Annotated in this window: 16 protein-coding genes; 5 read left to right on the top strand and 11 right to left on the bottom strand. The window is 71.6% G+C overall.

Features of this window, described 5'->3' with window-relative positions:
• Window positions 1–115 precede the first annotated feature (115 nt).
• The 5 genes from PYR91_RS33495 (at window position 116) to PYR91_RS33515 (ending at window position 6,718) form a co-directional block, all read left to right on the top strand.
• Complete coding sequence (locus tag PYR91_RS33495) at window positions 116–1,483, top strand: helix-turn-helix transcriptional regulator (protein WP_279786528.1); 1,368 nt, start codon at window positions 116–118, stop codon at window positions 1,481–1,483.
• A gap of 120 nt (window positions 1,484–1,603) precedes the next feature.
• Window positions 1,604–2,779 carry a homogentisate 1,2-dioxygenase domain-containing protein gene (locus PYR91_RS33500; protein ID WP_279786530.1) on the top strand — a complete coding sequence of 392 codons (1,176 nt, stop codon included), beginning with the start codon at window positions 1,604–1,606 and terminating at the stop codon, window positions 2,777–2,779.
• 1,031 nt (window positions 2,780–3,810) lie between these two features.
• The gene (fahA, locus tag PYR91_RS33505; RefSeq protein WP_279786569.1) at window positions 3,811–5,085 is read left to right on the top strand and encodes a fumarylacetoacetase; all 1,275 of its coding nucleotides are present in this window, start codon (window positions 3,811–3,813) and stop codon (window positions 5,083–5,085) included.
• A 110-nt stretch (window positions 5,086–5,195) separates the two neighbouring features.
• A complete protein-coding gene (locus tag PYR91_RS33510; protein WP_279786532.1) occupies window positions 5,196–5,627 on the top strand; it encodes an NfeD family protein in 432 nt (143 codons plus the stop codon).
• 2 nt (window positions 5,628–5,629) lie between these two features.
• Window positions 5,630–6,718 carry an SPFH/Band 7/PHB domain protein gene (locus PYR91_RS33515; RefSeq protein WP_279786534.1) on the top strand — a complete coding sequence of 363 codons (1,089 nt, stop codon included), beginning with the start codon at window positions 5,630–5,632 and terminating at the stop codon, window positions 6,716–6,718.
• 138 nt (window positions 6,719–6,856) lie between these two features.
• Here PYR91_RS33515 and PYR91_RS33520 read toward each other — a convergent pair whose 3' ends face one another.
• The 11 genes from PYR91_RS33520 to PYR91_RS33570 all read right to left on the bottom strand — a co-directional run bounded on the left by PYR91_RS33520 (window position 6,857) and on the right by PYR91_RS33570 (window position 22,277).
• The gene (locus PYR91_RS33520) at window positions 6,857–8,953 is read right to left on the bottom strand and encodes a cellulase family glycosylhydrolase (RefSeq protein WP_279786536.1); all 2,097 of its coding nucleotides are present in this window, start codon (window positions 8,951–8,953) and stop codon (window positions 6,857–6,859) included.
• A gap of 205 nt (window positions 8,954–9,158) precedes the next feature.
• Window positions 9,159–11,039, bottom strand: coding sequence for a GTPase (locus PYR91_RS33525; RefSeq protein WP_279786538.1), 1,881 nt, complete (start codon window positions 11,037–11,039; stop codon window positions 9,159–9,161).
• Window positions 11,036–13,003 (bottom strand): ABC transporter, encoded by a 1,968-nt coding sequence (locus PYR91_RS33530; RefSeq protein WP_279786540.1) that lies wholly within the window; start codon window positions 13,001–13,003, stop codon window positions 11,036–11,038. The genes PYR91_RS33525 and PYR91_RS33530 overlap by 4 nt, the downstream gene beginning before the upstream one ends.
• A 186-nt stretch (window positions 13,004–13,189) precedes the next feature.
• A complete protein-coding gene (locus PYR91_RS33535) occupies window positions 13,190–14,902 on the bottom strand; it encodes an endonuclease/exonuclease/phosphatase family protein (RefSeq protein ID WP_279786542.1) in 1,713 nt (570 codons plus the stop codon).
• A gap of 471 nt (window positions 14,903–15,373) precedes the next feature.
• Window positions 15,374–16,357, bottom strand: a complete 984-nt coding sequence (locus tag PYR91_RS33540) for a helix-turn-helix domain-containing protein (RefSeq protein ID WP_279786544.1) — start codon at window positions 16,355–16,357, stop codon at window positions 15,374–15,376.
• Window positions 16,358–16,626: 269 nt separating this feature from the next.
• On the bottom strand, window positions 16,627–16,902 hold the full coding sequence (locus PYR91_RS33545) for a hypothetical protein (RefSeq protein WP_279786546.1): 276 nt from the start codon (window positions 16,900–16,902) through the stop codon (window positions 16,627–16,629).
• Window positions 16,903–17,575: 673 nt separating this feature from the next.
• Window positions 17,576–18,262 carry a response regulator transcription factor gene (locus PYR91_RS33550; protein WP_279786548.1) on the bottom strand — a complete coding sequence of 229 codons (687 nt, stop codon included), beginning with the start codon at window positions 18,260–18,262 and terminating at the stop codon, window positions 17,576–17,578.
• Between the two features lie 36 nt (window positions 18,263–18,298).
• Window positions 18,299–18,985 carry a hypothetical protein gene (locus tag PYR91_RS33555; RefSeq protein ID WP_279786550.1) on the bottom strand — a complete coding sequence of 229 codons (687 nt, stop codon included), beginning with the start codon at window positions 18,983–18,985 and terminating at the stop codon, window positions 18,299–18,301.
• 99 nt (window positions 18,986–19,084) lie between these two features.
• Window positions 19,085–20,377 (bottom strand): ABC transporter permease, encoded by a 1,293-nt coding sequence (locus PYR91_RS33560; protein ID WP_279786552.1) that lies wholly within the window; start codon window positions 20,375–20,377, stop codon window positions 19,085–19,087.
• A complete protein-coding gene (locus PYR91_RS33565; RefSeq protein WP_279786554.1) occupies window positions 20,374–21,111 on the bottom strand; it encodes an ABC transporter ATP-binding protein in 738 nt (245 codons plus the stop codon). The genes PYR91_RS33560 and PYR91_RS33565 overlap by 4 nt, the downstream gene beginning before the upstream one ends.
• Window positions 21,108–22,277 carry an HlyD family efflux transporter periplasmic adaptor subunit gene (locus PYR91_RS33570; protein ID WP_279786555.1) on the bottom strand — a complete coding sequence of 390 codons (1,170 nt, stop codon included), beginning with the start codon at window positions 22,275–22,277 and terminating at the stop codon, window positions 21,108–21,110. Before PYR91_RS33570 ends, PYR91_RS33565 begins: the two co-directional genes overlap by 4 nt.
• Window positions 22,278–22,474 lie beyond the last annotated feature (197 nt).

Genomic DNA, 22,474 nt, shown 5'->3' on the forward strand with positions numbered 1-22,474 from the left:
CCGACTCGTCATTTAGAGTTACCAGGAGATTCGTACGCCGCCCCGAGGCCGGGCAAGAGCTGATCGACAGCAGCGATCAACTGTCGTTTCCGGCCACCCCGGAGGGAGAAAGAGCATGCCCGCACTTCGCAAGAGCAGTGACCGATACCGGTCGATGGCCACCTATTTCGGGGCCCTTATTCGCGACCTTCGCGATTCCCACGAACTGCGGGTCGGCGAGCCGCTGACGGTGTCCCTGCTGGCGTCCCGCACGGGCTACTCACCCTCGATGATCGGCCAGATCGAACGCGGCGAGAGCCTTCCCGAGACGGGCGCCCGTGTGGCGGCACTGGACGACGCCCTCCAGGCACAGGGCCAACTGAAAACGCTGTGGCCACTGGTGCAACGTCTTGGTCACCGTCCAATGGACGAACTCAGCGCCGCGACAAACACGCTTAATCCGGGCTACCGTGAAAAAGTACCCTGCGCCCTCACCGGAGGAGACGACATGGAACGTCGCCATTTGTTCCAATTGGCCGCATGGGGACTTCTCGCCCAATCTCCGATCTTCAGCAACGGCGAGCACATCAGGCAGATGCTCGAACAAGCCCTTGGTACGGCTGAGGAGTTCACTGCGGACGACTGGGAGGCCAGGTGCGCCAACCACATGTACGCCATCCTCAACCAGCAGCCGACGATCGTGCGCGAGGCCCTCTACGTCGATCTCCTGAGCGTCCGGCAGAAGCTCATTGGAACCAGCCCCGACAAGGCCGCCGACCTACAACGGATCACCGCGTGGATGTCCGTGATGTATGCGAACGTGCTCATGCGGCTCGGTGAGTACGGGCCTTCCCACCGATGGTTGGCCACAGCGAGACGCGCGGCGGACCTCTCAAGAGACCTCGACATGCAGGTGTGGGTTCGCGGAACGGCGGCCGTGTTCGCGCTCTACTCTCCGCTTCCACTCACAACCACGCTGACTCTCGCCGAACAGGCGCAGTCCCTGGCGGGCGACCGGGTGACTCCCGGGCTCCTGCGCGCCGTGGCGGCCGAGGCTCAGGTACTGGCCGTCATGGGCCGACAGCGAGAAGCCGAGAACCGCCTCAACCACCTGCTCGACCTGGCTGGTCAAGCCGTCGCCGCAGAGGAGTTCAGCTGGACGGACGACGCGGTCTGGTTCACGGCGTCCTGGGTCTACTCGTACGGCGCCGAGGCCGAGAAGGCACGGGAGGCTCGCGACAACGTGCTCGCCTGCGCCCCTCGCTACCAGAGCCAGGTGAACGTACAACTGCACGAGGCCCTGTGCGTCGGCGCCGGCGGCGGCTACAACGAGGCACTGAACATCGCGACAGAGGTGATGTCCGACCTCGGCTCGGCCTATCGCACGTATCCCATGCTGTACACCGCCCGTCTGGTGCTCAACGCGGTGCCCCTAGAAGAACGACGCGCCCTGCCCGCCCTCGGCGACTACCGCAAGGCCGTGAGCACCGATATCCGAACCTGACGACTGATGGCGCTGACCAGCCCCTCGGGCAGGCGCTCGCGTTGACATCGTCGCCAGGATGGCGGATCGTCGTACGTATAGAGGACAAGGTCGTCCGATATACGTACACCGGGAGGCCCGATGCCGTACTACCGCAGAGTCGGCGATGTGCCCCGCAAGCGGCACATCCAGTTCCGGCGGCCCGACGGTGGGCTGTACGCCGAGGAGTTGATGGGCGAGGAGGGCTTCTCGTCCGACTCGTCACTGCTGTACCACCGGTACCTGCCGACGGCCATCGTCAAGGCCGAGGCGGTCACCGAGGGCACCGGCGTCGCGCTGTCGCCAAACCTCCCGCTGTCCCCGCGTCACTTCCGCACCCAGGATCTCCCCACCGGCGGCGACCTGATCACCGGCCGCAAGCCGCTGGCCGGGAACGGCGACGTCCGCATGTCGTACGCCGCCGCCGACCGGCCCAGCGAGCTGTACCGCGACTCCAAGGGCGACGAGTGCGTCTACGTCGCCAGTGGCAGGGTGCGCTTCGAGTCGACCTACGGCGTGATCGAGGCGGGCGAGGGTGACTACGTGGTCGTCCCGACCGGGACGATCCACCGCTGGGTGCCGCTCGGCGGCACGACGGTCACCGCGCTGGTCATCGAGGCGTCCGGGCACATCCGGCCGCCCAAGCGCTACCTGTCGCAGCACGGCCAGTTCCTGGAGCACGCCCCGTACTGCGAGCGCGACCTGCGGGCGCCCGAGGAGCCGCTGATCGTCGAGGGCACCGACACGCCGGTGCTGGTTCGCACTCGCGGCGGCCTGACCCGGCTGACCTACGCCCACCACCCGTTCGACGTCGTCGGCTGGGACGGCCACCTCTATCCCTACGCGTTCAACATCAACGACTTCGAGCCGATCGTGAAACGCACGCACGCGCCGCCGCCCGTCCACCAGACGTTCGAGGGGCCCGGCTTCGTGATCTGCTCGTTCTGCCCGCGTCCGCTGGACTTCCACCCCGACGCCGTGCCGATCCCGTACAACCACCACAACGTCGACTCCGACGAGTTCATGTTCTACGCCGGAGGCGACTACACCGCGCGCAAGGGCTCGGGCATCGACGTCGGCTCGATCTCGCTGCACCCGGCCGGGTTCACCCACGGGCCGCAGCCGGGCGCGGTCGAGGCCGCGGTGGACGCCGTCGGCCGGGGCGTCACGGTGACCAGCGAGCTGGCGGTCATGGTCGACACCTTCCGCCCGCTCGACCTCGGTGAGGCCGCGCTGGCCTGCGAGGACCCCGGATACGCGTGGACGTGGGCGCGATGATCGCTCCGGGTGCCACGACCGCCCTCGGCACGCTGCTCGCCGCGCTGGTCGACGACGCCGGCATGTTCCCACCCACCAGGCTGCCGATGTCGGCGGCCCTGTCGCGCCACTACGCCGACGAGGACACCGGCGACCCCGTGCTGTCGCACCGCTTCCTCTGCCAGGCGAGCCGCCTGGAGGAGCTTCGCGCGTCGGTCACCCGGCCGATCAGGGTCGGGCTCATCGTCGATACGGCCGACCTGCCCGGCCCGTCCGCGCTGGAGGGCACACCCGAGATCACGATCGACCTGGCCGAGGTGCGGCTGCCGCCCGGCTCCACGATCGGGGAACTGCTCGCCCGCCTCGACCGGTCGGCCGCGCCGCGGCTGTTCGTCGAGGTGCCGCCCACCGGCCTGCACCAGGTGCCCGAGGGCGTCGGGCTGAAGGTGCGCTGCGGCGGGGAGACGCCCGAGCTGACGCCGAGCACGCACGAGCTGGCGGCGTTCGTCGCCACCTGCGTGGAGCGTGGCATCCCGTTCAAGGCCACCGCGGGCCTGCACCACGCCGTCCGCCACCCCGACCCGTGCCTGGGCGCCTACCGGCACGGCTTCCTCAACCTCCTGCTGGCCGTGTGCGCCGCCGTGGAGGGCCGTGATCCGCTGCGCATGCTGGAGCTCATGGACCGGCACGAGCTGGTCGAGCGTGCCCGCGCCGTCCCGCACGACGTCGCGCGCCGGGCCAGGGAGCTGCTGGTCTCCTACGGCTCGTGCAACACCCACACCCCCGTGGACGACCTGCGCTCCCTCGGCCTCGTGGAACCCCCCGCCCAGCCCGGCGCCCCGCGAGGCGAGCGCGGCGCGACGGGCACTACTGAAGACCGGCACGGCGCGACAGGTGTGCAAGGCGGCGCCGCACGAGGCCGTCCCGGCGCGACAGCCGCCCAAGGTGAGCGCGGCGGGGACGGCGCCGCCCGTGGCGACGGCCGCCAGGGCGTGCGAAGCGCCTCGAACGGGGCGGCCGGCGGCGAGCAGGGCTCCGGCGGCGGGTTCACCGTGCGCGACAGGGAGGAGCCCGCCACGTCGAGCTGGGTGCCCGGCGCCGACGCCTCCGGCTTCGGGCTGGCGAACCTGCCCTACGGGGTGTTCTCCCGCGAGGGCGAGCCCGCCCGCGTCGGGGTGCGCATCGGCGACCACGTCCTCGACCTGGCGCCCGTCCTGCACGACGAGGTCTTCGCCGCCGCCAGCCTGAACGCCTTCATGGCGCGCGGCCGCCGGGCCTGGGCCGACACCAGGCGCCTCATCCAGCGGCTGCTCTCGGCGAGCGCCTCTGAGGCGCCCGCCAACCGCTCGGTCACCGAGCCGCACCTGCTTCCCCTCAACCGCGTGGCGCTGCACCGCCCGATCGAGGTCGCCGACTACGTCGACTTCTACTGCTCCCTGGAGCACGCGACCAACCTCGGGCGCATGTTCCGCCCCGACGAGCCGCCGCTCAAGCCCAACTGGCGGCACCTGCCGGTCGGCTACCACGGCCGGTCGGGCACGATCGTGGTCTCCGGCACCCCGATCACCCGCCCCCGGGGCCAGCGCCCGCCAGCCCCGGGCGAGACGTCCACGGCCGTGCCGGTCCCGGCGTTCGGGGCGTCCCGCAAGCTCGACATCGAGGCCGAGCTGGGGTTCGTCGTCGGCGTGCCCACCGGCATGGGCGACCGCGCCGGCGACTTCGCCGACCACGTCTTCGGGGTCGCGCTGGTCAACGACTGGAGCGCCCGCGACATCCAGGCGTGGGAGTACGTGCCGCTCGGTCCCTTCCTCGGCAAGTCGTTCGCCACGTCGATGTCCGCGTGGGTCACGCCCCTGGAGGCCCTCGAACACGCCCGCCTGCCCGGGCGCGCCCAGGACCCCGAGCCGCTGCCGTACCTGCGCAGGCGCGAGCCGTGGGGCCTGGACATCACCATGGAGGTCGAGCTGGACGGCGAACGCGTCTCCAGCCCGCCGTACCGGGAGATGTACTGGACGCCCGACCAGATGCTCGCGCACATGACCGTCAACGGCGCCTCGCTGCGCACGGGCGACCTGTTCGCCAGCGGCACCGTCTCGGGCGCCGAGCCCGCGCAGCGCGGGTCGCTGATCGAGATGAGCTGGAACGGCACCGACCCGCTCAAGCTCTCCGACGGCCGCACCCGCGCGTTCCTGGAGGACGGCGACACCGTGCGCATCACCGCCACCGCTCCCGGCCCCGGCGGCACCCGCGTCACGCTCGGCGAGGTCGCCGGCACCGTCCTGCCCACCCGCGAGACGCTGGACTCACCGAACGCCGGCGCCCCCTGACACACCGGGGCCCTCACACCCTGCCGGTCGTCCATATTTCGGTCTAGCTTGGGAAACAAGGAACCATCGGCACCTGATTCGCGTTTTACAGAGCAGGAGGGCCGGGGCATATGGACTCATGGATCTTCTGGCTGATACTGGCGGCGGTGCTCGGCGCGGCCGAGATCGTCACGCTGACCGCCGCGCTCGGGCTGCTCGGGGTCGCCGCCCTGCTCACGGTGGGCGTCGCGGCGATCGGCCTGCCCGTGGGAATCCAGATCGCCACCTTCATCCTGGCCTCCGGGGCCGGCCTCGTGCTCCTTCGGCCCGTGGCCCGGCGTCACCTGACCCAGCCTCCCGTTCACCGCTTCGGCATCTCGGCCATCGTGGGCAAGCCCGCCTACGTCACCAGTGAGATCACCGGCCTCGACGGCCGGGTGCGTATAGGCGGGGAGGAATGGTCGGCCCGCGCCTACGACGAGACGCTCGTGATCCCGGCCGGCGCGACCGTGGACGTGATCGAGATCGAAGGGGCCACCGCAGTCGTCTATCCACGGGAGTAAGCATGGACGCCGCACTCATCGCCGGAATAATCATCGTGCTGCTGGCGGTGTTCACCGTTCTGCGCGCCGTCCGCATCGTTCCACAGGCCCGGGCGGGCAACGTGGAGCGCCTTGGGCGCTTCTCCAGGACGCTCGGGCCCGGCCTCAACTTCGTCATCCCCTACATCGACCGCGTCCGCCCGCTGATCGACCTGCGTGAGCAGGTGGTGTCCTTCAAGCCGCAGCCGGTGATCACCGAGGACAACCTCGTCGTCGACATCGACACCGTGCTGTACTTCCAGGTCACCGACCCGCGCGCGGCGTCGTACGAGATCGCCAACTTCATCCAGGGCGTCGAGCAGCTCACCGTGACGACCCTGCGTAACGTCGTCGGCGGCATGGACCTGGAGAAGACGCTCACCTCGCGTGACACCATCAACAGCCAGCTACGCGGCGTGCTCGACGAGGCGACCGGCAAGTGGGGCATCCGGGTCAACCGGGTGGAGATCAAGGCCATCGACCCGCCGAGGAGCATCAAGGAGGCGATGGAGAAGCAGATGCGCGCCGAGCGTGACAAGCGCGCCGCGATCCTCACCGCCGAGGGCTTCCGGCAGTCGCAGATCCTCACGGCCGAGGGCGAGAAGCAGAGCGCGATCCTGCGCGCCGAAGGCGACCGCACGGCGGCGATCCTCAAGGCCGAGGGCCAGTCGCAGGCGATCGACGAGGTGTTCCAGGCCGTCCACCGCAACGACCCCGACCCCAAGCTGCTCGCCTACCAGTACCTGCAGATGCTGCCGCAGCTCGCCCAGGGCCCCGGCAACACGTTCTGGGTCATCCCCAGCGAGGTCACCTCGGCCCTGCAGGGCGTGTCCAAGGCGTTCACCGAGGCGCTGCCCAAGTCGGACGCGATCCGCGAGGTCACCGCGCCCAGCACCTCAGCCCGCTCGGAGGCGGCCGACGCCCAGAAGGCCGCCGAGGAGGCGATCGCCGACGCCGAGAAGAACGCCGGCCCCCGCCAGCTCGGCTCCGCCTCCCCGGTGGCCGACCCGCTGGCGGGCCTGCAGTCCAACCCGGCCAACGCCCACGACCCGGCCCGCCCCGCCAGCCCCTGAGGCGCGCCGCCGGGGCTCGTCCCGGTGAGGGAACGGCCGATGTGACGGAACGGCCATGAGGAAGGGGCCGGGCTTCCAAGCCCGGCCCCTTCCATGTGCCGCGTGCCCGGCCGGCAGGGAGGCCGCACGCGGCGCGGATCAGGACGTCGTGCCGGTGACCGAGCTTCCCGTCCTGGTGACGTAGTAGGTGACGGTCGTTCCGCTCCAGAAGTGGAAGGTGAGCGTCACCCGCGCGCCGTCGTTGACCTCGGCGAAGAACTCCGGCTTCAGGGTGATGACGTTGCCGGTGTAGTTCGGGGCGAAGGTGACGTCGAACTCCTTGAAGGTGGTCCAGTTGTGCGGGCCTGCGCCTGAGCCGTCGGCGTACTTGGCCTCCATCGTGGCGAGCTGGTCACCGCGGAACTGGGTGGGAACGGTGAACGAGGCGGTCGTCCCCGTCGCGTTCGACAGCACCGGCCTGTCGTAGGTGATCACGTCGATCCGCCACGGGACGCCCTGGGAGAACCGCGCGTGCAGGGTCGCGTTGACGCCGTACGCCCGTGACCCGGTGAGCCGGGTGAGGGCGGCGGCGGTGAGCGTGAGCGTGCTGCCCGAGACGGTGTAGTCGGTACCGTTCACCAGGTTCGTGCTGCCCTGGCGCAGCCCCTGGAACGTGGTGCCGTTCAGGTTCAGCGTGAGCGTCTTTCCGGTGATCGCGCTCGACTTCGCGACGTACACCTGGTCGGAGGACGCGGTGCCCGAGCGGGTCGTCCAGCTCGACTTGATCTGCGCCCACAGCTCGGGATCACTCCACTGGTACGTGGTGCGGCCGAAGTGCTGGCCGTTGTCCCACAGCATGGTGGTGATCCGCTTCGTGCGCGCGTAGTAGCCGAAGAACTCGAAGAACTTCAGCTTCTCGCCCTGCTCGATCGTGCCGGTGTGCCGGTCGAAGCCGAGCAGGCCGTACTCGCCGAGGATGACCGGGATGCCGCGCGCGATGAAGGCGTTGTACACGCGGTCGAACGCGGAGACCAGGTCCTGCTGGACGGTCGCGTCGAACCGGGTGCCGCCCGCGACGTTCACGCTGAACGGCCAGTAGCCGTAGTAGTGCACCGTCGCCGCGAGGTTGGGGTCGTTGAGCTGGGTGAACGTGGTCGTCAGCTCGTCCAGGCGGGGCTGGTCGGACGAGGTGTGCAACGTGGGCAGCACCAGCAGGCGGGTCGCGTTGCCGCCGCCCGACTGGCGCACGATGCGGTGGAACGAGGTGTTCAGCTCGTGCAGCAGCTGCGCGTTCTGGGCGTCGCCGGAGCCGCCGGTGAACTGCGGCTCGTTGACGCTCTCCAGGACGAGCTTGGCCGGGGCGTCCCGGAAGGCCGTCGCCAGTTGCGTCCACAGGGCGTTGTAGCGGTTGAGCACGTTGGTGCGGTCACCGGGCATGTTGGCGATCCACTGCCAGGAGTCGTGATGGATGTTGATCATCACGTAGAACCCGTCGGCCAGCGCCCAGTCGACCACCTCGCGGACGCGGCTCAGCCACGCCGGGTCGATCGTGTAGGTCGGGGCGGCGCCGTGGTGCTGGCCCCAGGTGACCGGGATGCGGATGCTGTTGAAGCCCTGCGCCCGCAGGTTGTCCAGGAGCGCCTGCGTGACGCGCGGGTTGCCCCAGGAGGTCTCGTCGCTGCCGGTGGCGTCGAAGGTGTTCCCCAGGTTCCAGCCGGGCTGCATGGCGGCGACCTGCGCCATCGCGTCCCCCGGCCTGGGGCTCGTGGTCGGCGTCGGGGTCACCGTGGGGGTCGGGGTCACCGTGGGCGTCGGCGTGCCGACGCCGCCGTCGCAGGTTGTCCCGTTGAGCGCGAACGACGACGGGGAGGTGTTGGTCCCCGACCACGACCCGTTGAAGCCGAACGAGACCTTGCCGTTGGTCGCGATCGCGGCGTTGTAGCCCACGTTGGCGGCGGTGACCTGGCTCCCCGAGGAGGTGATCGTGGCGTTCCACGCGTCCGTCGCCCGCTGCCCGGACGGGAACGTCCACACCAGCCGCCAGCCGTTGACCGCGTCGCCGAGGTTGGTCACCTCGACGTTCGCCGTGAAGCCCCCCTGCCACTGGTTCGCGACCGTGTACGACACCCGGCAGCCCGCCGCCGCGCTGGCGCCGGGCGCGGACACCAGCCCGGTGGCCACCAGAACGGCGGACACGATGCCGGTGATCAGCCCCACCCACCATCGGCGCCGCGACATGCCTTGCCTGTCCGCCATGACACTCCTCGAAAGCAGCTCGCTCAGAGGACCGCCCCCGGCGCTGTGCGCGACGAAGCCCGACCTCGATGTGCTCGGGAGGGTAAGTTTGGAGGTCAAACTATGTCAACAATGGTCACCGCCGGGAGCACCCCGACCTCGGCGCGGACTGAAACTTTCAGCCCCCACGAACGATCGACCGCACCCGGGGTGAGCCGGGGGCGGGTCAGCCTCGGGCGGTGGTGACCTTCTCGGCGAAGGCGCGGGCCTGGGCCAGTTCGTCGCGGACCGGGTCGAGCACCAGCTCGCGGCCGACGACGTCGACGCTCGCGTACAGGGCCTTGCGCGCCTTGCGCGCCCGGCGCCTGCCGCCCAGGGCGGCGGCGACGCGGGACAGCAGGGCCAGCAGCAGGCCCGCCAGCGCACCGCCGATCAGCAGGACGGTGGGCCAGGGGACGGTACCGACCGTGGGCATGGGCGGCTCGGGCAGGCGGAGGTAGTCGAGGGCGAACATGCCGGTCAGCCACAGGGCGCCGGACAGCATGGCGGCGAACAGCAGCCACTGGAGCAGGCCCACGGCCCGCCACCACCGGGGACGCCGACCGGCGCCGGTGGACGTCACCGCGACCGCCTGGTCGAGACGGTCGACCAGGTCGTCGGTGTGCGAGCGCGCCGCCCGGCGTACGGACGCCGCCCACGGCTCCGGCAGGCCGGAGGCCGCCGCCGAGCCGACGTCGCGGACGGCCGTCCCCATGCGCGACCGCTGCACGGCCCCGGCCGACGGGATCGACGTGCGCCCCACCGGGGCCGACACCAGATCGCCGCCGGTCGCCCCGGACTTCGCCTTGTCTCGCCGTCCGGTCGCCTTGTCCTGCCGCCCGGCGCTCGCCTTGTCCAGCCCGGCGCGATCGCCGTCCCGCGTGTGGCCGTCGGCGGACGCGGCGTCGTCGACCGCTGCACTGGCCGAGCCGGCGACACGGGGGACCGCGACCGAGGTGGTGACCAGGTGGCGCCGCCCGGCCGGGACGCCCAGGTGCAGGCGCCGCAGCGGGTCGGGGCGGAACCGGCGCACCCAGCGGGTGACCGGCCAGCCGGTGGCGGTGATCGAACGGTGCCGGTGCGCCTTGGCGACCGCCGCCACGACCAAAGGCACTCCGGCCGCCTCGGCCAGCGCCGCCGTCAGCGGCCGGGCCAGCTCGCCCGACAGCGCCGACTCGGCGGCCTTCGCCCGCTCGCGCAGCTCCTCGATCGAGGACGTTCCGGTGCCCGCGCTGGAGGACGCCTCGCCCGGATGGCCGCAGGACGCCGCCGCCAGGGCGTCGGCCGCCGTGGCCACGTCCGCCTCCAGGCGGGCCGCCCAGGCACGGCGGTCGGCCACGCGCTTGGCCAGCGTCGAACGGAGGTCGGGGACGCCCACACCCTTGGGCACCGACGTGGGGATGATCGGCACGCCGGAGAGGCCGTCCTCGTCCAGCAGGCGGCGAAGGTCGGCGACACAGCGGTCGGCCGCCGCCGGAGTGAGGCGGTCGATCTGGTTCAGCACGACCACCATGACGTCCTGGTAGCGGCTCAGCCTGCGGAGATAGCGCTCATGGACGGCGGCGTCCGCGTACTTCTGCGGGTCGAGCACCCACACCAGCAGATCGACGACCGCGACCAGGCGGTCGACCTCCAGGCGGTGGGCCTGCTCGATGGAGTCGTGGTCGGGCAGGTCGAGCAGGATCAGCCCGGACAGCGTGCCGTCCCCGCCGTCCACCGTGTGGCGGCGCGGGATCTCCAGCCAGTCGAGCAGCCCGCCCGAGCCCTCGGCCTCCCACATCGCGGCCTGGGCGGCGGACGTCGTGGGCCGGGTCACGCCCACCTGCGCCAGCGAGGTGCCGGACAGCGCGTTGAACAGCGAGGACTTCCCGCTGCCGGTGGCCCCGGCGAGCGCCGCCACCGTGTGCTCGACCGAAAGCCTGCGCCGCGCCCCCGCCCGGTCGACCACGGCCCGCACCTCGGCGATCGCACCGGGATCAAGCCGCCCGCCGGCCAACTCGGCCGCCCGGGCCAGCGCGTCGAGCCTGTCGTCCAGCGACACGGCCTTGCTCCGCCGCAACACCTTCACCGCCGCTCCACCCCGGCCTCACCCACCGGATCACGAGGCCCCTGCGGGGCGGCCGGGGCGTCACGGGCACCCGGCGGGGCCTCCAGGGGGCGCGTGCGCGAGCCCTGGGCGCCGGCCGGGGCGTCGCCATGAGGCGCCTCGGCGACGGGCGCAGTGGCCTGTGGGGCGTCCTGTGGGGCGTCCTGGACAGGGGTGGGGGCGGTGACGGGGCCGGCGAGCTGGGTGCCCAGGGCGCCGATCTCGCGGCTGTGGTCGCGTACGCCCTGCGCGGCCTGGCGCAGGGCGGCCGACGTCTCCTCCGAGGGGCCGACGGTCTCCACCAGCGCGGTGAAGCGGGCCGACTCCTCGTCGAGCACCTCGCGCACCCGCCTGAGCAGGTCCTCGCGGGCCGCCTGGGTGAGGGTGCGCACGGCCTGGTCGCCGAACACGGCTTCGAGGATCTTCTGGCTGAGCACGCTGGTGCCTCCGGCGATGCCCACCTCCAGCCCGGTGAGGCCGCCGGTCGAGGCGAACACCATCAGCATGAGCAGCAGCCCCGCCCCGTTGACGCTGAAGGACGCCACACGGGCGGTGGTGCGCTTCTCGGCGCCCTCCTTGGCCACGAGCTGGAGCACGTACCCCTGCCACGCCCGCACCGCCGCGGCGGCCCGGTCGTTGAGGGTGGCCGACGCGCGGCCCAGGCGGCCCGCCGTGACCACGCCCGCCCGCTCCAGCACGTCGCGGCCCGCGGGCGTGCCCGTCCACGCCTCCAGCGCCCGCTCCGCGGCGGCGTCGGCCGCCGAGCGGATCAGCGACTCCACCCCGGTCTCCAGCGCCACCCTGAGCTGGGCGTCCGGCGCCGGACGGCCGGTGAACGCCGAGACGATGCGCTCGCGCAGCCAGCCGATGCGCGACTCCAGCGAACGCATGAAGTCGCCTGTGCCGATGAAGTCCTGCCAGCGGGTCAGCACCTCGCCGCGCAGCAGCGAGCCGTCGCGGATGCCGTCGTCGAACGTCGCCATCGCCGCGCCGTATGCCCCGTCGACGGACCTGCGCAGGTCGGCGATGCCGGCCCGCTGCCGGTCGACCTCCTCGGCCAGCGCGGGCACCCGCAGCGTCAGGCTCTCCAGGGCACCGGACAGCGTCCGGCGCACCACGTCGGCGCGCGCCTGCGCGTCGTCGGCGAGATCGGCCAGCCACGCGCGGATCGCGCGCACGACGTCGTCGGGCAGGCGGCCGTTCTCCTGCGGGAGCAGCACCTCCGGGACGCTGAACACCGGCGTGCCCGCCAGACCGTTGGCGTCCAGCAGGCGGTGCAGGTGGGCGGAGACGGCGTCCCGCGCCTCGACCGGCACCCGGTCGAGCACCACGGCCAGGGCCATGCTGCGCTCGCGGGCGTTCCGCAGGAACCCCCACGGGACCTCGTCGGCGTAGCGGGAGGCGGTGGTGACGAACAGCCACAGGTCGGCGGCGGCCAGGAGCTGGGCCGCCATCTCACGGTTCGCGGTCACCACGGAGTCGATGTCGGGGGCGTCGAGCAGCGCGAGCCCCTCGGGCAGGGTGCCGGCCGTGACGATGCGCAGCGTGCCCGGCTCGCCCCGCCCGCCGCCGGTCGTCCTGGCCAGCCCCGGCAGCACGTGCTGCTCGGTGAACCAGGCCTCGTCGGCGGGGTTGGCCACGAGCGTCGGCGCCAGCGTCGTCGGCCGCAGCACCCCCGGCTCGGTGACGTCGGCGCGGGCCAGGGAGTTGACGAGCGTCGACTTGCCCGCCCCCGTGGACCCGCCGACGACCGCGAGCAGCGGCGCGTCCATGGCCGCGACGCGCGGCAGCAGATAGTCGTCGAGCTGGCCGATCAGCTCCTTGAGATCGCGACGGTGCGCTGCGACGTCGCCGATCACGAGGGGGAACAGATCGTGGCCGAGCTCACGCCGCAGGGTCTGGAGGGCCGTCAGCAGCCCGTTGTTCCCCGCCATACGGACGGTCATGCCCCAGAAGAGGCAAGGTATCCGCCGCCCGCCCCGATCCAGCGGAAACCCGCTCCGGACGGCGGCCCCCGGACCCCTCCGACGCGCCGGCCCGAGCCCCGACTCGCCGCCGGCCCGAGATGTCCTCACCTGCGGGACCCCGCGAAGTGAGGACATCTCTCACCTGCTACGACGACCCCCGGGAGGTCAGGGCGCCTTCCTCGGGAGATACAGGCCGACGGCACTGTGCATGATCAGATGGTCGGAGCAGAGGTGGTCGTCGCAGGTGCCGGCGTTGACGATGTCGACGCCGCCGGGCGTTATGGCGAAGTGGTCACGGCTGATGAAGGTGTAGTCGATCTTACGGTTGCCGCCGACCCGTGTAGGCCGGCCGCCCTGCACGGGTTCGCACATCCCGTCCTCGCCGATGCAGCTGTCCCAGAAGGTGTCGGTCTCCCAGAAATACCCGTTTCCGCTCGGGTAGTAGAGCGCGCCGACCACGGGGTCGTCAGGGGTGAGGTTGAGGTCGCCCATCAAGATGAACGGCCTGGAGTTCGCGTGCGGCCCGAACACCCGGAACAGCTCGCGGGTCTCGGCCTGCGCACCGGCGGAATCACCGTCGGACAGATGGGTCGAGCATGCCTTCACCGGCTGACTGGTGGTCGGGAAGACCGCGGTGACGCAGGCGACGCTGCGTTCCTCCAGCAACGTCGGCACGTCGCGCTCCTCCAGCCGGTGATCGGTGGTGAACATGTATCCCTTCTCCTCGGTCACGTCGGCGCGCACGAGGATGGCGTTACCGGCCCTGGCGCGGGTGTCCCCGAGGTGGACGCAGTCCGGGACGACCAGGCGCGACTCCTGGAAATAGCCCTCCATCGCATAGTCGGCCGCCTCCAGCTGTTCCACCAGGTGGTCGTACTGGCGCTCGCAGACCTCGTTGAGGGAGATCACGTCGGGTCGGCGCGTCTGCACCTCCGTCAGGATCCGGTGGACGATCGGATAGTCTCCCCCGTTCAGCGCGCCGCCCGCCATGTTGAAGTGCATCAGATTCAACGGCGTGACGGGGTTGTAACGCACGCCGCCATCGGCGACGCCGCTGGTGTTGCTGTTACGCAGATGCCACTGGAAGGGCCCGTCGGTGAGAGGCAGCGCGACCCCCGGGGTGTCAGCGCCGTCGCCGTCCCAGTCACCCGTGGCGAAGAACACCGACGACGCGCTGCCGCTGCCGTAGGTGAACGTCACGTCGGCCACTCCCTGGGAGTTGCTGTTACGCAGGTACCAGGTGAAAGGGTTGCTGCCGGTGCTGATGAACCCGATGGTGTCGCGGCCGTCGTCGTTCCAGTCGCCCGCGATGGGCTTGCCCGCCCCGCTGCTGTAGGTGAAGGTGAGGTCGGCGCTTCCCTGGGTGTTGCTGTTGCGCAGCAGGTAGGAGTTGGGGCTGCCGGGCCGGAACAGGCCGGGGGTGTCGTCGCCGTCCTTGTCCCAGTCGCCGACCAGGGGCTGGGTGTCCGAGGGCGCGCCATAGCCGAAGGTCACGTTGGCGGATCCCGACGAGTTGCTGTTGCGCAGTTGCCACGACGGCGTTCCGCCGGTGCGTACGAAGACCCCCGGCGTGTCGTAGTCGTCGTCGTTCCAGTCGCCCACGATCGGTTGCGCGCCACGGGCGCCGTAGGTGAAGACGGTGTGGGGTTCGAGGTTGGCGATCCAGTAGTTGAAGGACCCGTCTGTCAGGTACCACGTCATCGGGTTCGTGGAGGTGTCCACGATGCCGTACGTGTCCAGGCCGTCGCCGTTCCAGTCGCCTGAGATGATGACTCTGTCCTGGGACTGCGCCCAAGCGGACTGGACCTGCGGTGCGCTCAGCAGCGACCCCGTCAGGACCAGGGCCGAGGCGATCGTTGTGACAATCCTGCGCAACACGTGCGTACCTCCTCATCGCTGAGCGGACCCATCGGTTGAGAGCGGGGCGTGTTCCCGGGAGGTCGGCCGGGCCAGGTGCCCCCGCCGGCTCCCGCGGTCATCGCCGGCGATCGACGATCCGGCGTGACGGCCGCTCAACGCGATGGCGGGCGCCGACGACGGCCGTGACGCGAGCATCTCCTCATGCGGTCACGTGAACGACATGAAGATCACATCGGCGTTGTTCTCGTCCGGCGATACGTCGATCTGCCGCTCGGCAGACTCGGCGGTGAGCGCTCACCCGCGTGAAGTGCCGTCTACCGGTGCCGATGCCCCTCATCGGCCCGCGGCGAGAAGACCGCCCCGGCCGAACTCCGGCGATGCCCCCACGTGCTCAACCCTGTTTCCCCTCAATCGCTCGCATGCGATCTCCTCCATGAGGATCACAGACGTCCGGGCGGGTGTCGTTTCATCGGAGCGCCAACCCGTTGACTATGCGTGCCAATCGAGGACGTGATCGGGCTGGTGCCGGCGCCGGTACTCCTGGGGGGTGACTCCGTAGGCGGCGCTGAAGGCGCGGGTGAAGTGCGCGGGGACGGGGAAACTCCAGCGAGTCGCGATGGCATGGATCGGCCGGTCGCCGAGAGCGGGGTCGGAGAGGTCTCGTCGGCAGCGCTCCAGTCGTTGCGCGCGGATCCATTCGGCGACGGTGGCGTCCTCGGTCTGGAAGAGCCGGTGCAGGGTGCGGAGGGAGATGCCCTGGGCTGCGGCGATCATGGCCGGAGACAGGCGTGGGTCGGTCAGGTGCTGCTGGATGAAGGTCTGCACCTGCAGCAGGAGGACACGCCGGCGGGTGGTGGGCCGCAGAGCCGTATCGGCGTCGAGGCGGTGGGCGAGCAGTGCGGTGAGCAGGTCGGTCAGGACGACCCCGAGGCGTGAGCGATCAGATGCCCCGTACTGGTCGGCGCCGTTGACCAGACGGATGAGGAAGTCGGAGACCAACGCGCCGATCCCCTCCCGGCCTGACAGCGGCGTGGCGGTCAGCCGTTCCACTTTGTGCGAGGGCAGCGGTAGCAGCTTGACGGGAAACACCACCATCACTCCATAGGTGGTGTCCTCGCTGAACCCGGACTGTGCCTGGTGGGGGCGCGAGGTGTGGTAGAGCACCAGGTTCGACGGCTGCGACAGGGCGCATCTGCGGTCCTGCGTTATCGCGATCTCTCCGCGCAGGCTGAACGCGATCTGCACCAGTTCGGGATCGGACTGACGGATCATGTGAGAGGTCCTGTATCCCGCGCAGGGAGAAGCCTCCACCGCGGACACATGGACGGCACCCAGATCCATCGACTCGATGCTTCCCCGGAAGCTCGCGGGATCGTCACAAGTGATCACCATGGGAGCCATCACGTGCCTAGACATGTGATCACGCCAGGTGTCGAACCGCTCGTCCACCGACAGATCCTCGGTGCGAATCACTCTCCTCACCGGACACTCCCCCGCTGCGAATCGGTTGATGGCGTGCTTCGCCGCAATCCGTGCTCGTCACTCCATTCCCTCTATTAGCAACAAACCACATCAAAGCGGCAGGTTGCTTGCCCTCGTCGGGAGCAGCGGCGGTCCCGGGACGTCGCCGGCTGCACGGAGGCCGAAGCACGTGTCGCTGACGGGAGGCCGTCGCCGGGATCCTGTGGCGTTCCGCACCGTATCCGGGCGTGACGCCACATGATCCGAATGTTGATCCACTCCTAGCTCGCCGACGGGGACGGGCTGTCAGTGGGGTGTGGGGGGCGGGTCGGCAGGAGGGGGCGGCAGACCTTGAGGGCCTTGGCCACGACCGGGTCGTCGGGCTTCAGGCGGCGCCCGTCACCTGTGGGCGACAGGTCGACGCCGTTGTCCTTCATGCACGAGCGGAACGCCTCCGCCGCAGACGGGTCCGGCCGTCCCGGGGAGTCGGGTCCGGCGGCACCGCCGGGCATCAGCGAACGGCACGCCTCCAGCGCCTCGCGCATCTCCGGTGCCATGGCGCCGAAGCCCCAGGGCCCGCCGCCACGCTTCTCACCCCAGTGCTCGGACGGGGGTCCGCCGGGCCGGTCCCCGCGCCGCCCCCACGGCCCGGCCGTCGGCGCACCACTCGGAACGGCCTCGGGGGCATCGGGCGGGACAACCTTCGGGGCATCAGGCGAAACGGCCTTCGGGGTATCGCCCGGCGAAGGCGTCGGGGCGCTGGGAGGGAGGGCCGGAGTGGCACCGGGCGGGACGGCCTTCGGGGCTTCGGGTGGGCGGGCCGCTGGGGCATCGCTTGGGGGCGCGCCCGGCGGGTGGCCGGGGCGGCCGGGGCGGGCGGGGTGGGCGGTGGGGACCTGGACGCCGTGTTCGCGCATGCAGGCGGCGAACGCCGCCATCCCGTCAGGGGGTGATCCGGGCGTGGCACCGGACGGCAGCGGGGTCGCGCCAGGTGACTGTGGAGTCGCGCCGGACGCGGTCGGGATGGCGCCGATCGCGGCCGCGGAGGCCTGAACCCCGGCACCGCAGCCGGACGTCAGCACCACGACGGACGCGGAGGCGAGGGCGAGTAGACGGGGCAGCGAGGACATGAGGCGACTCCATCGGAGACTGAGGATTACGGCCCTCCCATTCCAGGCCACCAACCTCAGGGGGACATCCGGCGAAGCTGAGACTCCGCTGGCAACCCGCTCAGGAGCGAGGGGGGCGCAGGACGTAGCCCACCCCGCGCAACGTGTGGATGAGGCGGGGCTCCACGGTGTCGACCTTGCGGCGGAGGTAGGAGACGTAGGACTCCACCACGCCCCGGTCGCCGCCGAAGTCGTAGTTCCACACGTGGTCGAGGATCTGGGCCTTCGAGACGACCCGGCCCGCGTTGACCATGAAGTAGTGCAGCAGCTTGTACTCGGTGGGCGACAGGCTGACCTGACGTCCCGCCCGCCACACCTCGTGACCCTCCTCGTCCATCTCCAGATCGGCCACCTTGAGCCGGGACGGCAGGTCCAAATCCATCCGGGTGCGGCGCAGCACGGCCCGGATGCGCGCGACCACCTCGTTCAGGCTGAACGGCTTGGTGACGTAGTCGTCCCCCACCTCCAGGCCCCGCAGCTTCTGCTCGGCCTCGTCCCGCGCCGTGAGGAACAGGACGGGCGTACGCCTCCCGGAGGCGCGCAGCCGCCCGGCCACCGCGAACCCGTCCATGTCGGGCAGCATCACGTCCAACACCACAAGATCGGGTCTAATCCGCTCGGCGATCTGCACCGCCTCCCCGCCGTCCGCCGCCGTCAGCACGTCGAACCCGGCGTACCGCAGCGTGGCGGACAGCAGCTCCCGGATATCAGGCTCGTCATCCACCACCAGCAACGTCGCGTCACCCACGCCGGCCTCCCCTCCTCACACCGCGCGGCGGGCGCATCAGCCGCCGGTCCGGGTGGTGCCGCCCTGGGTGATCGTGGTGGCGGTGAGCGAGCCGTCCTCGGCGCGCTCGCCTCGGATGACCAGCGTGCCGCCGGGTTTCAGGTCCTTGACCCGGCCCTCTCTGCTGACCTGCACCGAGGTGTCGTCCGACGTGGTGACGGTGACGACGGCGCCTCCGGCCGTCTCCAGGTAGATCTTCCGGCCGTCCACGAGCTTCACCGTCCCGACCGTCACGCCACCGAAGGCACCGCCGCCCTGCCCGGCTCCCGCGCCCTGCCCCGGTCCTGCGCCCTGTCCACGGCCCTGTCCCGCGCCGGGCATGCCGGTTCCGGCTCCCGGCGCCCCGGCGGCGCCGCCGGCTCGCAGGCCGCCGCCCGCGAGCACGGACTGGCCGAGACCCTGACGGCCGCCGTCCTCGCCCCACAGCTTCTGCGCCTGGATACCGGCGATCATGCCCGCCACGAGCAGCACGCCCGCGCCGAGCGCCATGGTCAGCCTGGACGTCCGGCGCTCCTGGGGCCGGGGCGCGAGCTCGGCCTCCAGGTCGCCGTCGAACGGCGAGACGGCCAGCGGCTCATCGCCCACCGGCGCCCCCTTCCCCGCCGGTGACTCCCCGCCCGCCGGCGGATGCCCGGCCTCCGGCAGGGGCGCCGCCGGGTGCGACCTGCGCCTGCTCGTACTCATGTCTCTCCTCGGTGCGGTTCGCCGTACGTCGCCGTGTCGCTCATGGCGCGGCCTCGGTGGGGCGCGGTCTCTCGGCCCGGTTCGCCGTACGTCGCCGTGTCACTCATGGCGCAGCGCCTCGATGGGGCGCAGCTTCGCGGCGCGGTTCGCCGGGTAGCTGCCGAAGAACAGGCCGATCGCCACCGACACCCCGAGCGCCAGCGCGATCGAGGCGGGCACGACGACCGGCCGCACGCCCGCGATCGTGAACTGGGCGCCGAGCACCCCGACGGCGGCTCCCAGCAGGCCGCCGACGAGGCTGAGCATCGTGGCCTCGGCAAGGAACTGCCCGAGGATCGCGCCGCGCGGCGCCCCTATCGCCTTGCGGATGCCGATCTCCCGGGTGCGCTCGGTGACGGTGACCAGCATGATGTTGGTGATGCCGATGCCGCCGACCAGCAGGCTGATCGCGGCGACCGCGCCGAGCAGCACCGTGAACGTCGCGGTGGCCGCGCTGACCGTCTCCTGCAGCGCCGCCTGGTTGAGGATCCGGTAGTCGGCCGTGGCGGTGCCGGTGATGCCGTGGCGCTGGTCGAGGATCTGGCTGATCTCCGTCTGCGCCGCGTCCACCGACGCCGCGCTCCTGGCCTGCACCACGATCTGCCCGAGGGACCCGAACCCGGTGAGGCTCTGCTGGACGGCGGGCAACGGCGCCACCGCGATGTCGTCCGCGTCCTGGAACCCCGACGACCCCGACTCCTTGAGCACGCCGACCACGGTGAACGGCACTCCGGCGACCGTGATGCGCTTGCCGAGCGGGTCCACCGAGCCGAACAGGTTCTCCGCGACGGTCCGGCCGATCACGATGATCTTCCTGGCGGCGAGCACGTCGTCGTTGAAGAAGTACGAGCCCTCGGCGACCGGCTTGTTCGACGCCTCGAAGTAGCTGGGGTAGGTGCCGACGAGCTGCGAGATGGTGTGGCTGGTCCCCTCGTACGTCGCCGCCTGGGACGCCGCGGTGACCACCGGGGAGACGCTCTTCACCGACGGCGCGGCCGCGGCGTCGGCCAGCGCGCGGGCGTCGTCGAGGGTCAGCTCGCGGGCCTGGGTGCGCGGCCCCGTGGCGGCCTGCGGCGCCCGGGCCACGGCTCCGCCGCCCCCGCCGGCCGGGACCGCCTGGCCTCCCATGCCCCCTCCCCGGCCGCCGCCGGCGAACGACTGCGACACGGTGAGCGTGTTGGACCCGAGGCGCTGGATGTTCTGCTGGATCGACTGCGAGGTGCCCTCGCCCACCGCGACCAGCAGGATCACCGCCGCCACGCCGATCAGGATGCCGAGCGTGGTGAGCGCGCTGCGCATCTTGTTGGCCGCCAGCCCGCGTACGGCGAAGCGCACGACCTCCAGCGCGTTCATCGCGGCACCGCCGGGGCGAGCCTGGGCGGGGGGCCGTCCAGGGCGGCCTGGCGGCGGTCCTCGACGATGCGGCCGTCGACCAGGCGGACGATCCGCTTGGCGTGCGTCGCCACGTCGTCCTCGTGGGTGATCATCACGATCGTGCGGCCGGCGTCGTTCAGCCCGTCCAGGATGCTCAGCACGTCGGCGGTCGAGGCGGTGTCGAGGTTGCCGGTCGGCTCGTCGGCGAGCAGCAGCGACGGCGCGGTGACCAGCGCGCGGGCGACCGCCACCCGCTGCTGCTGGCCGCCGGACAGCTCGTTGGGGTCGTGGCGCACGCGGTCGGCCAGCCCGACCCGCTCCAGCGCCGCGAGCGCCCGGGCGCGCCGGACGCCCGCCGCCACGCCGCCGTAGGCCAGGGGAAGCTCCACGTTGGCCAGGGCCGACATGCGCGGGACGAGGTTGAACGACTGGAACACGAAACCGATCTTCCGGTTGCGCAGGACGGCGAGCCGCCGCTCGTCGAGCCGGCCGACGTCGGTGCCGTCGACCAGGTACCGCCCGCTGGTGGGCACGTCGAGGCAGCCGAGGATGTTCATCAGCGTCGACTTCCCGGACCCCGACGCCCCCATGATCGCCACGAAGTCCCCGTGCTCGACCGAGAGCGACACCTCCCGCAACGCCCGCACCTGAGCGTCCCCGGCCCCGTAGACCTTGCCGACCGCCCGCACATCGAGCACCGGCGCCGCGGTCATCGGCCGCCACCGCCCCCGCCGCCGATGCGCACGCCGCCGCCGGGGAAGCCGCCGCCCGGGAAGCCGCCCTGCAACTGGCCTCCGGTGCCGGGCGTGCCGCGCACGACCTGGTCGCCCTCGGCGAGGCCTGACCTGATCTCGGTGGTGGAGTCGCCCTTGACGCCGACCTCCACGCGGGTGGTCACCTGGCGGCCGTCGCGCAGGACGGTCACGGTGCTCTGGCCGCCGGCGGTCCGCACCGCCGCCGTCGGGACGGTGAGCGCGTCGTCCGCCTTCGCGACCACCACCTGGGCGGTCGCGGTCTGGCCCAGCCTGACCTCGTCGGGCACGTCGCTCAGCGAGATCGTGACGGAGTACTGCACCACGTTGTCGCTGGTCTTCGCCACCGGGTTTATCAGCGTGACCTTGCCGCTCGCCGTCACACCGGGCAACGCGTCGAACGTGACGGTGGCGGGCTGGCCGATCTTCAGCTTGGTCACGTCGGACTCGGTGAAGTCTCCGGCGATCTCCAGGCGCCGGGTGTCGGCGAGCTCGACGAAGCCTCCGGACGAGTCGCCGGACGAGCCCGACCCGGACGCCCCGGCGCCCGAGCCCGTCCCGTCCAAACCGCTCGACCCCGTGCCCGAGCCCGACGACCCGGTGCCCGACGACCCGGTGCCCGAGGAGGCGCCGCCGACCGTGCCGTTCACGGCGGTGACGGTGCCGCCGAACGGCGCCTTGATCACCGTGCCGTCGAGGGTGCGTCCGGCCTCGCGGTAGGCGTTCCTGGCCTGCACGTACTGCGAGTAGCCCGAGGCGGTGGAGGTGTCGGCGTCCTCGGCGGCGTCCAGGGCGGCGCGCGCGGCGTCGACGGCCTCCCGCGCGGAGGTGTCGTCGAGCCGGGCGAGGGTCTGGCCCTTGGTGACCTCGTCACCGGCCTCCACGTAGATCTTCTCCACCGTGCCGGTGGCGCCGAAGTCCAGCGAGCGGGAGCGGGCGCTCGTCACCGAGCCGGACGCGGACACCGAGGACAGGACGGTCCCCCGGGTGACCCGCGCGGTCAGCGGCGCGGCGTCGGCCGGCGGGCCGGAGTTCAGGGAGGCGTAGGCGACGCCCGCACCGCCCAGCAACAACACCCCCAGGGCGCCGTTAAGGATCAGCGCTCTGCGCTTGGTCGACAGCTTCACGCCTCCTGAGCCTGGGCCACGCCGCTTGGACGAACCTGCGCCGTCCCTGAAGGTTTGCTGACAACATCCCCGCCGGGCGGGTCCGCGGGAGCCCGAGGGCCGGGGGTGGTGACGTCGCGGGAGAAGACCTCGGCGGTTGAGTGGTGGTGCCGGCCGCCGGGGCGGCCGACGCGTTCCAGTCTGACGACCGTCCGCCG

Source organism: Sphaerisporangium sp. TRM90804, assembly GCF_029846175.1.
Classification (GTDB): Bacteria; Actinomycetota; Actinomycetes; order Streptosporangiales; family Streptosporangiaceae; genus Sphaerisporangium.

Bases quoted from the DNA above. Each gene is read 5' to 3' on its own strand.
- PYR91_RS33495 (WP_279786528.1), top strand. From the start codon at position 116: ATGCCCGCACTTCGCAAGAGCAGTGACCGATACCGGTCGATGGCCACC.
- PYR91_RS33500 (WP_279786530.1), top strand. From the start codon at position 1,604: ATGCCGTACTACCGCAGAGTCGGCGATGTGCCCCGCAAGCGGCACATC.
- PYR91_RS33510 (WP_279786532.1), top strand. From the start codon at position 5,196: ATGGACTCATGGATCTTCTGGCTGATACTGGCGGCGGTGCTCGGCGCG.
- PYR91_RS33515 (WP_279786534.1), top strand. From the start codon at position 5,630: ATGGACGCCGCACTCATCGCCGGAATAATCATCGTGCTGCTGGCGGTG.
- PYR91_RS33520 (WP_279786536.1), bottom strand. From the start codon at position 8,953: ATGGCGGACAGGCAAGGCATGTCGCGGCGCCGATGGTGGGTGGGGCTG.
- PYR91_RS33530 (WP_279786540.1), bottom strand. From the start codon at position 13,003: ATGACCGTCCGTATGGCGGGGAACAACGGGCTGCTGACGGCCCTCCAG.
- PYR91_RS33545 (WP_279786546.1), bottom strand. From the start codon at position 16,902: ATGGCACCGGAGATGCGCGAGGCGCTGGAGGCGTGCCGTTCGCTGATG.
- PYR91_RS33555 (WP_279786550.1), bottom strand. From the start codon at position 18,985: ATGAGTACGAGCAGGCGCAGGTCGCACCCGGCGGCGCCCCTGCCGGAG.
- PYR91_RS33560 (WP_279786552.1), bottom strand. From the start codon at position 20,377: ATGAACGCGCTGGAGGTCGTGCGCTTCGCCGTACGCGGGCTGGCGGCC.
- PYR91_RS33565 (WP_279786554.1), bottom strand. From the start codon at position 21,111: ATGACCGCGGCGCCGGTGCTCGATGTGCGGGCGGTCGGCAAGGTCTAC.